The sequence below is a fragment of the Ornithinimicrobium sp. genome, assembly GCF_030537745.1.
Lineage (GTDB): Bacteria > Actinomycetota > Actinomycetes > Actinomycetales > Dermatophilaceae > Ornithinicoccus.
In genome coordinates this window covers 1-11,326 of sequence record NZ_JAUNVI010000077.1, presented here as the reverse complement: position 1 = coordinate 11,326, position 11,326 = coordinate 1, and the positions used below count along the sequence as shown (strand labels likewise).

At 68.0% G+C, this 11,326-nt stretch carries 12 protein-coding genes and 1 tRNA gene; 5 read left to right on the top strand and 8 right to left on the bottom strand.

Annotated features, from left to right (window positions below; translation table 11 throughout):
* A partial coding sequence (locus Q4P07_RS12700) for a relaxase domain-containing protein (RefSeq protein ID WP_303375285.1) occupies positions 1-202 on the bottom strand: 202 nt, incomplete at its 3' end.
* Between the two features lie 357 nt (positions 203-559).
* Between Q4P07_RS12700 and Q4P07_RS12695 the strand changes: the two genes are divergently transcribed.
* Both Q4P07_RS12695 and Q4P07_RS12690 read left to right on the top strand, forming a co-directional pair.
* Positions 560-757 (top strand): helix-turn-helix domain-containing protein, encoded by a 198-nt coding sequence (locus tag Q4P07_RS12695; protein WP_303375284.1) that lies wholly within the window; start codon positions 560-562, stop codon positions 755-757.
* Positions 754-1,896: a site-specific integrase gene (locus Q4P07_RS12690; RefSeq protein ID WP_303375283.1), complete on the top strand. Its 1,143-nt coding sequence runs from the start codon at positions 754-756 to the stop codon at positions 1,894-1,896. Before Q4P07_RS12695 ends, Q4P07_RS12690 begins: the two co-directional genes overlap by 4 nt.
* A 17-nt stretch (positions 1,897-1,913) precedes the next feature.
* Here Q4P07_RS12690 and Q4P07_RS12685 read toward each other — a convergent pair.
* Positions 1,914-1,986 (bottom strand) — tRNA-Arg (locus Q4P07_RS12685).
* Positions 1,987-2,291: 305 nt separating this feature from the next.
* On the opposite strand from Q4P07_RS12685, the gene Q4P07_RS12680 reads away from it, so the two are divergent.
* Positions 2,292-2,678: a M14 family zinc carboxypeptidase gene (locus Q4P07_RS12680; protein ID WP_303375282.1), complete on the top strand. Its 387-nt coding sequence runs from the start codon at positions 2,292-2,294 to the stop codon at positions 2,676-2,678.
* A 74-nt stretch (positions 2,679-2,752) separates the two neighbouring features.
* Here the strand turns inward: Q4P07_RS12680 and Q4P07_RS12675 are convergent, their stop codons facing one another.
* The 5 genes from Q4P07_RS12675 to Q4P07_RS12655 all read right to left on the bottom strand — a co-directional run bounded on the left by Q4P07_RS12675 (position 2,753) and on the right by Q4P07_RS12655 (position 8,224).
* A complete protein-coding gene (locus tag Q4P07_RS12675) occupies positions 2,753-3,217 on the bottom strand; it encodes an SRPBCC family protein (RefSeq protein WP_303375281.1) in 465 nt (154 codons plus the stop codon).
* A 76-nt stretch (positions 3,218-3,293) separates the two neighbouring features.
* Positions 3,294-5,990: an AAA family ATPase gene (locus Q4P07_RS12670; RefSeq protein ID WP_303375280.1), complete on the bottom strand. Its 2,697-nt coding sequence runs from the start codon at positions 5,988-5,990 to the stop codon at positions 3,294-3,296.
* Entirely contained in the window at positions 5,987-7,264 is a 1,278-nt protein-coding gene (locus Q4P07_RS12665) for a metallophosphoesterase (RefSeq protein ID WP_303375279.1), read from the bottom strand. The genes Q4P07_RS12670 and Q4P07_RS12665 overlap by 4 nt, the downstream gene beginning before the upstream one ends.
* 184 nt (positions 7,265-7,448) lie before the next feature.
* Positions 7,449-7,811, bottom strand: coding sequence for a CrcB family protein (locus Q4P07_RS12660; RefSeq protein ID WP_303375278.1), 363 nt, complete (start codon positions 7,809-7,811; stop codon positions 7,449-7,451).
* The gene (locus Q4P07_RS12655; RefSeq protein ID WP_303375277.1) at positions 7,808-8,224 is read right to left on the bottom strand and encodes a CrcB family protein; all 417 of its coding nucleotides are present in this window, start codon (positions 8,222-8,224) and stop codon (positions 7,808-7,810) included. The genes Q4P07_RS12660 and Q4P07_RS12655 overlap by 4 nt, the downstream gene beginning before the upstream one ends.
* A 107-nt stretch (positions 8,225-8,331) precedes the next feature.
* Here Q4P07_RS12655 and Q4P07_RS12650 point away from each other — a divergent pair, with 107 nt between their 5' ends.
* Together Q4P07_RS12650 and Q4P07_RS12645 are read left to right on the top strand one after the other, a co-directional pair.
* Positions 8,332-9,765 (top strand): hemolysin family protein, encoded by a 1,434-nt coding sequence (locus Q4P07_RS12650; RefSeq protein ID WP_303375276.1) that lies wholly within the window; start codon positions 8,332-8,334, stop codon positions 9,763-9,765.
* Complete coding sequence (locus tag Q4P07_RS12645; RefSeq protein ID WP_303375275.1) at positions 9,762-10,844, top strand: hemolysin family protein; 1,083 nt, start codon at positions 9,762-9,764, stop codon at positions 10,842-10,844. Before Q4P07_RS12650 ends, Q4P07_RS12645 begins: the two co-directional genes overlap by 4 nt.
* Positions 10,845-10,946: 102 nt before the next feature.
* Here Q4P07_RS12645 and Q4P07_RS12640 read toward each other — a convergent pair.
* The coding region (locus tag Q4P07_RS12640) for a C40 family peptidase (RefSeq protein WP_303375274.1) at positions 10,947-11,326 on the bottom strand (380 nt) is incomplete at its 5' end.

The window sequence follows — 11,326 nt, the reverse complement described above, 5'->3', positions numbered from 1 at the left end:
TCATCTGCTCCTCGGTCACCACGTCCCCCACCGACAGGTCCAACCCGGCCGGACCGGTACCGAGCCAACGCCCCGGTGCCTCACCCTTTTCCTCGTAGTAGGACGCCAGCCCGACCTGCCGCTTCTCCGTGGCGTCGTGGACAGCGACCTGCTTCGTCAGGTACGTGTACCCACTGCCCGCAGCGAGCTTGTGCAACGTCATCACACCTCCTAAAGCGGAGCACCAGCGCTCTGGGGGTCGCCTGACGCCAACTAATTTCACCGAGTGCACCAGGTGTGTCCTCGATCTGCTCCGGCGCGGTCTGGTCGTCGGGGGACGCTGCCGGACTTAGGACTGAGGACGTCGAAGACGCTGTCGAAAGCGGGCAATGTGCTCGTCCGGCGTCATCTGCGTGCTCGGGTGTGCGGGTGACGGTTGTCCACAGATCGGGCGGAGAGCGGGTCGTCCGACCGTCGGAAGTGACTGAATGGGAAGGGACGGTGAGTCCCTGAGGTGGACCTCGACGCTTTAGGGGCTACAGCGGAAGAAGCTGATCACGAATGAAGGGAAGTCAGCGCCATGTCTCAGACCGTCAGCCCCATCGAGCTCCTCACCGTCGAGGAGGCGGCTCGCTGGTGCCACATCTCACCGAACACCCTGAACTACCTGCGTGTCCAGCGCCGGTTCGCCCCCGCCATCCGGATCGGGCGTCGCGTCTTCTTCACGCCCTCTGACCTCAACGACTGGCTGGAGGCCCAGCGTGAGGAGCCGGAGTGATCCAGAAGCGGGGCAGGCGTTACCGCGTCCAGGTCAAACACCGCGGCATCGTGGTCGCGGACCGGTCGTTCGAGCGCCGTACGGACGCCGCCGTCTGGGAGCGCGAGCAGAAGCAGCTCATCCTTATGGGCGACTTCGTGCCTCCGTCGGCCGGCAGGGTCACGGTGGCCGAACTGGCCAAGACCTACCTCGAGGCGAGGCGCGACCAGGTCTCGGTCCGCGCCTGGGAGTCCGACGAGAGCGCCCTTCGTGTCCACATCGTGCCGGCCCTGGGCCGACGACCGATGGGGTCAGTGAACCGAGTGCACATCGAGCGGTTTCTCGGCACGATCGCGAGCACCCGTTCGGTGGGTACAGCCGCGCGCGTGCGGACGACCCTGCGCGGCCTGTTCGACTACGCTGTGCGTTCGCGGGTCATCCGCGACTCCCCGGCGGCTGCGGTCCGGCTTCCGCGGCCGGACTCCAGCCGCCGTCGCGGGGAGTTCAGGCCCTTCAGGATGCAGGAGCTGCTGGCCGTGGTGGAGGAGCAGCGGCAGCACGCAGGCGCCCAGGCGGACGTCACGCTGTTCCTCGGGTTGACCGGCCTCCGCTTCGGCGAGCTGCGCGGGCTGCGTGCCCGGGACGTCACCAACGTTCCCTACCCGGCGGTCGTCGTCGCCAGGTCGCTGCCACAGTCCGGGCGCACCGGCAAGGTGATCGAGCGCACCAGCACCAAGAGCGGACGGAGCCGGATCGTGCCGCTCCTCTCGCTGGCCCTTCCGTTGGTCGAGGCACGTCTTGAGGGACTGAGCCCCGAGGAGCTGCTCTTCCCGGCCAGCCAGGGTGGGTACCTGCACGCCCAGAACTGGCGGCGCGCGGTCCGGTGGAACGAGACGACCGACGGACGCCGACCGCACGACCTCCGGCACACGGCTGCCAGCCTGTGGATCGCTGCCGGCGTAGACATCAAGACCATCGCGGTCTGGCTCGGACACAGCTCCACGAAGCTGACGCTGGACACCTACGGGCATCTCATGGGTACCGACGCCGAGCGGGCCGCCATCGAGAGGATCAACCGCGCCTTCGGGCACCAATCAGGCACCAGTCCGAGCCAAACCTCACGCGAACCGCTTGCACTAGAGCCGAAGGAAAGCGTCTGACCTGCACAGATGCCGCGTGCCCCCGGCAGGATTCGAACCTGCGACACCCGCTTTAGGAGAGCGGTGCTCTATCCCCTGAGCTACGAGGGCTAACCCGCTGACGGGCGCGCGGACAATCCTCTCATGACCTCGGACCCAGTCGATCCTCCTTGCGGCGTTGCACGTCGTAGAAGGCCACATCCTCGCTAGCGTCGCGTCAGCACGAATCAACGTCGATCTCTCCCTGGAGGAAACATGCAACCCACCTCGCCTACCCACGTCAGCCGGCGCGCCTATTCACCGCCGGCCTGGCGGCCGTACCGCTCAGCGTGGCCGCTCCTGTCCTCGCCGCCGGCAACTTCCCAGAGCCTGGTCCGTTCCCACCGCGCGCTGCCCTGCTGACATAAGCCGACATGGTGAAGTCCCTCGATCAGATCGAACGGACCTCGCGCGGCACGGTCACGGTCAGCACCCCGCGCGAACTCGGCATCACGCCCGGTGCAAGCGAGGCCGGACGTGAGCTCTACGTGGCTACCGTCGGTACGGGACCGACGCACGTGTGGCTGCAGGGACGCATCCATGGCAACGAGCCCTATGGCACCGACACGCTGCTCGACATCCTGCGCACCGCTGGCTCCAACGGGTCCCGAAACTGGAAGCGGATCCGAGAGGAGCTCACCTTGCACATCATCCGATGTACAACCCCGACGGGAGCGAGCTCTACATCCGGCACACCATCCTTCAGGATGGGAGCGGACCGGTCGACGGATGGCCGGCCCACCCAGCCACCCGTCGTTCTCTAAATCACGCCGCCCTATAACCACGCTCATGGCGGTGCCCACGCCCACTGGCTCGGGCACCGCCATGCGTGCTCAACTCAGGAGGAGACTGCGGCCGCGAGCCGGCCAAGCGTGTCCTCCAATTCACTCTCGTCGATCAACGGGAACGAGATCTTCTTGAGCAACTCCTTGTCGGTAACGTTGCCCCACGCGTAAGTGTGCCGGACCTCGGTGCTGTCCGGCCCCTGCGGAGTGAGCTCCCATACCCATTCCCATCCCGGAGGCTCGGTGCCCGCCGGCGCGGTCTGCCACGCCAGCAGCTTGCCCTCGTCGTACCCGGTGACATGGTTATCGGACTGGTAGTCCCCGCCCATGTGATCGCCGGACATATTCATGGTGAAGACCTGACCGGTGGCCGTGATGCGGTCTCCGTGGGCCACCGACCGGATGAAGCCAGAGCCGTCGAGCTCGAGGTGCCGCGCTGGTAGCGAGAGCACCTCAAAGATGTCCTTGGCCGAGGCGTCGATGATGCGGGAAACGGTGATGCTCGTCTGATCGGTCATCTTTCGACGGTAGCCCTGCACGGCTGATGTCGCGACCGATGCAGACGCCGGTCACCGATGCTCCCGTGCTGCCGGGCTAGGCCGAGAGCCTGATCGTCGTCGTGTGCGGGATGGCGGCGTAGCGCTCGGGGGTGCAGGTGAGCAGGATGACCTGCACGTCTGCGCCCTGCGCGCTGGCTCCCAGGATCTCCCCCATCTGCTGGAGTCGCCCGGGGTCGCTGTAGCCGAGCGCGTCGTCGATGACGACGGGGACCCCCTGTGCGGGGTCGACCAACTGGGCCACGGCCAGGCGCGCCAGGATCCCGAGCTGCTCCTTGGCTCCGCCGGACAGCTGCTCGAACGGCACGGTCGTGCCATCCAGGGTGCGAGCAGCCAGGGTCAGTTGATCATCGACGGTCACGGCAAAGCTGGCGCCGTAGACGACGCGACCTAGCCGCTCCAACGTCTGGGTGTAGGGCAGCACATAGGCCCGGTGCGCCGCGTCGCGGTGGGCCTGGAGAGTTCGCCAGAGGTGACGTGCTGCTCGGGCGCGGCGGTCCAGCGATGACAGGTGGCGCTCCGTCTCGTCGAGCGTAGCCACGGCATGGTCGTAGAGCTCGCTGCGCCCCTCGCTGGCGGCCATCTCGATCTGACCGTTGAGGGTATGCAGTGCCGCGGTCAGTCGGACGTGCTCAGCGTCAGCGACATCGACCCGCACCGCAGCCTCCAACGTACGGCGAGTCATACCCTCGACATCGGCCGCTTCGAGTGCGCGCGCGGCACGCTCGGCCTCCAGCTCGACGGCGGCCAGCACCATGGATCGCTCTCGCACCTGGATCTCCAGCGCTTCGTCGGCGACCTGCAGGCGCGCACCATGCAGCGCCTCCGACAGCTGGGTGAGCCGATCACGATCTGACTCCAGCCGCCCCGTGGCGCGCTCGAGCTCGGTGCGCAGCAGCTGGGCGCGCGCGCGACATTCCTTGACCGTGGTTGTCGCGGTGCGCCGTGCTGATCGCGCCTGAAGCAAAGACCGTGCGGCGCCACGAGCGGCCTCGTTGGCACTGGCCTCGTCGTCCGGGAGGGCCACCTCGCTCACTCGTGCCGTTGCGAAAGCGTCCAGCCGCGTGCGTAGTGCAGACATGTCATCGATCAGGCCCGAGGGGACGACACCCGCTAGTGCTTGCCGCTGCTCCGCAGCAGAGCGGGAAGCGGTGGTGACCTCCAGCACGTGAGCGAGCTCTCGAACCTCCTGCTGCACCCGTTGCTGCTCGGCGACCGCCTGCTCCAGCTCCTCGATGGTCTGCACGCCGTGCTCGACCAACGCCCGGTCGAGGTCCAGACGTGCGGTCGCCAGCTCCGCGGCTCGCGCCTTGCCGCTCTCCTCGGGCACCACGACGACGCGCACTGCCCCGTCCACCGTGATGACGGTCTGCTCGGTCACCACGAAGGTCTGCCGCTCGCCGGACTCGAGGCACGGACCCTCGGGGTTCGACTCGGATGTCGTGACCGAGACGGACGCGCCCAAGGACTCGACGCACACGCGACCGCTCGCGCCCTCGTGCCGAGCCTGCAAGAGCATGGCCCGCTTTCCCAGGCCCTGGATCTGCTGCACCGTCTGCGCAGTGATCGGCCGTTCGCACAGCTTCTCTCGGGTGGCGGCAAGCCGTGGCACCAGATCCCGCACCCGGTCGGTCAGGGACTCAAGCTCGTGCAGACGCGCGAGATCGACGAGGTGATCCGCATCCGCCCGCGCAGCCTCGGCGACCTCCTCGGCCCGCTCGAGGGCGTCCTCGGTCGCGGTGGCTGTCTCTTCGGCTGCTGCGAGGGGCTCTATCAGGGCGCCCGCGGCCTTCTGGTCCGTGACCAGCTGGGTTTCGGCGCGGGAAACCCGGGCTGTGATCGTCGCCAGCTCAGCGACCAGCTCGCGTCGCTCCCGCCGGATCCGGGCCGCCGCACGGGACTTCTCGCTGGCCTCACCGAGCCGAGCGCGCACCCGCTCGTGAGCGGTCACGATCTCGGACACCACCTCTCGGGCCTCGTGGGCAGCGGTCAACTCGCCGTGGGCCCTCGCCAGACCTTCAGCAGCCTGCGTCACCTCACGCCGGACCTGCTCCTGACGCCCCAGGAGCTGCTCTGCCTCCTGCAACCGTCGGTGCGCCTCGGACACCGCGTCCTGATCCAGGTGGTAAGCCGCCAGTGCCGCCTTGTAGTCCCCCGTCGGGCGGCCCGTGCGGGTGAAGTAGAGGGAAAACTCCTTGGCTACCCGATCGAGGATCAGCTCGCCCTCCTCGGCGTGCAGCTGCGACCCGGCGGCGGCATCGAGTGCGCTGCTGAGCACGGCGCTGTCGGCCAGCGGCGCCACCGTGCCGTCCTGGGACTGAGCAAATCGCAGCGCATCCCACAGGGTCCGGTCCAGGGACTGGGCGATCAGCTGGTCGACCCGAGCCTGTGCTGCCTCGCCGGACAGCTGGGCGGGCACCGGCGAGAGCACTTCCAGGGTGGTCAGCGGCTGCCGGAGCCACCTCTTGGCGTAGCGGACGCGGTGGCCGCCCACGGTGAACTCGGCTTCCACATAGGGTCCGACGTCGCGTCCGACGGGCTTGAGCGATCGGACTTCCTCGCGCGTCGACGTCGACTTCAGGCGTGGGTCGAGGAGTTTGTCGAAGGCTTCGAGAATCGTCGACTTGCCGACCTCGTTGGGGCCTTCGACCACCACGACGCCGTGGTCGGGAAAGACGACGGTGCGCTCACGGACGCCCTTGACATCCTTGACCGTGAGGCGATGCACCCTCATGCTGCACCGCCGCGGGTGAGTCGGTAGAGCAGCGCCAGGGCGTCACGCGCCGACTCGTCGTCGTCCTCACGGCCGGCGACGAACACGGCCTGCGGCCGCAGACCCTCATCGAGCTCGTCCTCGATCCCGATCTCGATGACATCGATCCCCAAGCGTGGTGACGGGAGCTCGCATCCGTGGGAGCCACCCGTGCCCGCGCCCGCCTCGGCCAGGCTTCGGATCTCGTCGACGGCCGTGCCGAGGAAGCCGCCGAGTCCTAGCTCGTCCCACTCCTGCTGGTCGCTGATCACCGCGATGTCGTGGTGGCGGCTGCGCTCCACGAGGGCCGCCAAGGTGTCCCGATGCCGCGACAGGATGCTCTCCAGTCGGGCGTGCTGGGCCACCGTGAGCGTGCCGCGAAGCGCGTAGTGGACGACCGTGCGGTCCTTGTCGGCCAATCCACCCAAGAACTCGTCGAGCGCGACGAGGTCGGCCTCACCCTCGATCCGGCGGTCAACGACCGCGAACGACCACGAACCCACATGGTGGGCAGTCACCCGAGCAGGGGTGCTCGGATCGACCTCGACCACCAGCACATCGCCGGGTCGCGTCTCACGCGCGGCTGTCTGCTCCGGTGCGCCCGCATAGTGGATCGACGAGGTCCCCGCGACCTCCGTGCGCGAATGACGGTCGCCAAGGGCGACGTAATGGATCCGGCCCTCGTCGAGCGACGCGAGGAGAGGCGCGGTAGCGATCGCCGCGTCGTTGCCCCGGTCAGGGTCGAGGATGTCGACGGCGCCATGGCCCACGACCACCCGCACGACACCCTCAGGCGCGGGCCCCGGTGGGAGGTCAGCCATGGCCTCGGCCACGAGGTCGCGACCTGGATGCTTGCTCCGCCACGGCGCCGCGACCAGCTCCACGCCCTCTCCCACGACGTGCACGCCGGCTCGGTCCAGGACATGGACCTGCGCTGGCGCCTCGTCGCGGAAGACTTCGGAGGTGTAGATCGACATCGCATCCAGCGGGTCGTGGTTGCCGGGCAGCAGATAGACCGGCACCTCAAGGGCACGCAGGGCCTCCAGCGAGCGCCGGACCGTCTGCGGCGTGAGCTGGTTGCTCTCGAAGACATCACCGCAGACCACGATGAAGTCGCAGCCCTGGTCGACCGCGACCCGCCCGAGCCGACGGATCACGTCGACCCGCGCTGCCGAGAATCGGGCCTGTGCCTCACCGGCGAGGAAGTGTCGGGTCATCCCGATCTGCCAGTCGCCGCTGTGCAGAAACTTGACCACGCCCTCCTCCTCTCCGGTCCGTGCTGCCCCTTTTGCTGCCGATCGGCAGCGTTTGTCGAGCTGTCTCCACCGTAGGAGAGAGCACTGACAGTCCTCGGGACGCAAGGGTGCCGTGTCGGTCACATGGCGTGCCACGGCAGGGCGGTCGCCGCCGCTCGGAGCAGAGCTGGGGCCAGGGCCCTGCTCACGCAAGAGCGACGTAGGTGACCAGTGCGGCCAGCAGCCCGAGGGCGAGCGTCACGGCGAGGTAGACGGCACCTCTCCAGACGGAGAACCGCCCCAGCTCCCAGGTCTGGACCGCAAGCGTGCTCCACGTCGTCATCGCCCCGCACAGCCCGGTCCCGAACAGCAGGAACAGGCTCGGTGAGAGGCGGTCGGACAGCGCGACCAGCCCGCCAAGGGCGGCTGCTCCCAGGACATTGACCAGCAGCACCCCACGGAAAGGCCCCAGCGGCGGCATCGACACCAAATGTCGCACTACCGCCCCGACCGCCCCGCCGACCGCGACGAGCAGGAGCGCCACGCCCCAGTCCATCCCCGCCGTCATCGCGCCCTCGCCGCCCTGAGGGCAAGTGATCCGGACAGGGCGGCCGCGAAGACGCACAGGACGGGGGTGCTCACCAGATAGGCCAACGCGATCGCCGGCTCGACCTCACCCAGCAGCGCCACCTGCACCGCATACGTGGAAAAACTCGTGAACCCACCGAGCATGCCGGTCCCGACCGCTGGCCGGATCCAGGCAGGGTGGCGGTGGCGATCGTCATGCACGAGAAGCCAGGCGAGAGCTGCAGAGCCGGCGATGTTGGCGAGCAACGTCGCCCAGGGCCACCCCTGCGTGTGTGGGAGCACCAACTCCAGTCCCCAGCGCAACAGGGCGCCCACCGCCCCACCTAATGCGACCACGGCCAGCGTCGCCGGTCGGCTGGCGTGGAACCGTGGTCTGCGCGCCTGGGATGACACGGGGATGAGCGTAGCCCTGCCTACACTTGACCCATGACGCCTGCCGCCCAACCTGATAGTCCCAAGCCGGGCAGTGCCCGGCTCCCCAGGGGTGGTGGGGGCACCCCATGCTGATCGCGTCCGGCCTCGGCGTCATCTTCCTGCTGACCGTGATGACTGGCTACTTCGTCGCGCAGGAGTTCGCTTTCGTCAGCGTCGACCGGGGAAAGCTCAAACAGCTCGCCCAACAGGGAGACCCTGCCGCCGAACGCGCGCTTCGAGTCACCTCCCGGTTGTCCTTCACCCTCTCCGGTGCACAGTTCGGCATCACCGTGACGGCACTGCTCGTCGGCTACCTCGGCGAGGCACTCCTCGTGCGTGGTCTGACGGAAGAGTACGCCGATGTCGGTTGGCTCGCACGTGCCGGCATGATCTCGCTCTTCTCCCTCGCCACCCTGGTCTTCTCGACGACGCTGCAGATGGTGCTGGGCGAGCTGGGACCCAAGAACCTCGCGATCGCCCGGCCCGTGCCCTTGGCGCGCGCACTATCCCGGTCGACGCTGATGTATCTGACCGTCCTGGGCCCGATCATCAAACTGTTTGACATGGCCTCCAATGCCTTGCTCCGCTCAGTCGGCATCGAGCCGCTGGAGGAGCTGCCTCAGGGCGCGACACCGGAAGATCTGACCCGGATCATCGCGGAGGCACACAGCGGCGGGACGTTGGACGAGGAGTTGTCGACACTGCTCGAACGCGGACTGGCTTTTCGTGGCCGGGTCGCAGAAGAGGTCATGACGCCGCGCACGTCGGTGCAGACCATCCAGGCTGATGAGCAGGCGGCCGTCGTGCTCGAGGCGATGCTGAGCGGACACTCGAGATTTCCGGTCATCGGGCGGGACATCGACGACATCGTCGGCGTCATCGGGATGCACGACCTGCTGGAGGTCGACCCGGGCGAGCGAGCGGGCACCCTGGTCCGCGACCTGAGTGAGGAAGCCCTGATCGTGCCGGAGTCGCTGCCGCTGCCCAAGGTGTTGGAGTCTCTCCGCTCGCACCACCAGCAGATGGCGGTGGTCGTCGATGAGTACGGCGGCTTTGCCGGCATCGTGACCTTTGAAGATGTCGCGGAGGAGGTCGTCGGTGAGATCTGGGACGAGGACGACGACGATGAGTCCACCAGCCAGGCCCGCGGCGACGGAATCTGGGACCTGTCCGCACGGCTACGGATTGACGAGGTCGCCCAAGTGACCGGCATCGAGCTGCCAGAGCACGAGAACTACGACACGATCTCCGGCCTGGTCCTGGACAAGTTGGGCCGCACGGCCGTCGAGGGTGACAGCGTGATCGTGCGTTGGGACAACCGGACCGGGGAGGGCGATGAGTATGTCCACCAGACCCGGATCGATGTCCTCTCCACCCAACGGTTCGTCCCTGACACCGTAGCGCTCCACCCGATGGTCACTCGCACCGTCGAAGACTGGGGCCAGCTCTCCGAAGCCGACCGGGACGCACTGTCGAGCGACCAGATGCCGGTCTTCATCGACGAGGAGGAGGCACGATGAGCACCACGACCGCGCTGCTCGTCAGTCTGCTGCTGCTAGCAGCCAACGGATTTTTCGTCGCCTCCGAGTTCGCGATCGTGGCCGCCAAACGACACCGGCTTGAGGAGCACGCCGAAGCGGGCAGCCGCTCGGCGCGCGCCGCCGTCGAAGCCTCCCGCGAGCTCTCCGTCATGCTCGCCGGCGCCCAGCTCGGCATCACCTTGTGCACCCTGGGTCTGGGAGCCTTGGCCAAGCCCGCCGTCGCGACGCTGCTTGCTCCCGTCATCACCTGGCTCCAGGTCCCTGACGTCATGGTCCACGCGATCTCGATCGTGCTGGCCGTCTCCCTCGTGGTCTTCCTGCACATGGTGATCGGCGAGATGGCTCCCAAGTCGTGGGCGATCTCGCACCCGGAGAGCTCAGCCATGGCCATCGCGCTCCCCTTCAGGGCCTTCACCTGGGTGGTGCGGCCAGTGCTGTGGGTGATGAACGGGTTGGCCAACCTGGTGCTCCGGTTCTTCGGTGTGCACGTCGTCGACACCGTCGGCACCGCCCAGACCCCGGCGGACCTGCAGCTGCTGCTCGCGCAGTCCTACGAGCACGGCGTCCTGGGCGATGCCGATCACCAGATCCTCACCGGCGCGCTCCGGCTGGAGCAGGAGACCGTGCTCTCAGTGATGTTTCCACCCTCGGCCGCAGTCACGATCCCACGGTCTGCCACGGCAGCGGACGTGGAAGCCATCAGCAGGGAGAGCGGTCGGAGCCGGCTCTTCATCGTCGAGCCGACGGGTCGAGCTGGACACCAGCGGATCCGCGGACTGGTGCATGTGCGGGATGCGATCCTGGCGACCGCAGACGGCCCGGACGGAGGCCGTCGAGGGCTGGGCGAGTTCATCCAGCCGGTCGCCTCGCTGCGTTCGACCCTCCCGCTCATCGATGCGGTCGCTAGCCTCCGCGCCCAACGGGGTCAGCTGGCCCTCGTCCGCGACCCCGACGGCCGCGTCATCGGGATGACCTCGATGGAAGACATCCTGGAGCAGATCCTGGGCGAGTTCAACGACGAGTCCGACGAGGCGACGGAGCTTTCCTCCGCGACCTGAGGCGTCAGCGAGCAAAGAAGGACCCCGCCCCGATGCTTCGGGGCGGGGTCCTTCTTTGGTATGCAGACACCACGCTGCCGCCAGACGCGGCGGTGGGGTCGGTCAGCCGACGCGACCGTAGCCGGAGACGCCGCTGAAGATGGCGCGCAACTGGCTCGGGATGCCGGGCTTGCCGGAGTCATACATCATGCCGTTGCCGGCGTAGATGCCCACGTGATAAGCGGGATAGCCGTAGAACACCAGGTCGCCAGGCGCAGGATTGCTGACGGGCGTGGCGTAGGCCTGCTGGGCGGCCGCGGTGCGGGGCAGCGAGATGCCTGCCTGCGCAAAGACGTACTGCGTGTAGCCCGAGCAGTCGAAGCCGGCAGGAGTGCTGCCGCCGTAGACGTAGTAGATGCCGGTGTAGGCCGCGGCGATCGACAGGATGCCGCCGGTCGGGGCAGGGGCAGGTGCCGGAGCGGGGGCCGGTGCCGGTGCCGGTG

Coding starts and splice junctions, on each gene's coding strand:
- Q4P07_RS12660 (WP_303375278.1), bottom strand. CDS start 7,811: ATGACGGCGGGGATGGACTGGGGCGTGGCGCTCCTGCTCGTCGCGGTC.
- Q4P07_RS12670 (WP_303375280.1), bottom strand. CDS start 5,990: ATGAGGGTGCATCGCCTCACGGTCAAGGATGTCAAGGGCGTCCGTGAG.
- Q4P07_RS12645 (WP_303375275.1), top strand. CDS start 9,762: ATGAGCACCACGACCGCGCTGCTCGTCAGTCTGCTGCTGCTAGCAGCC.
- Q4P07_RS12695 (WP_303375284.1), top strand. CDS start 560: ATGTCTCAGACCGTCAGCCCCATCGAGCTCCTCACCGTCGAGGAGGCG.
- Q4P07_RS12675 (WP_303375281.1), bottom strand. CDS start 3,217: ATGACCGATCAGACGAGCATCACCGTTTCCCGCATCATCGACGCCTCG.
- Q4P07_RS12650 (WP_303375276.1), top strand. CDS start 8,332: ATGCTGATCGCGTCCGGCCTCGGCGTCATCTTCCTGCTGACCGTGATG.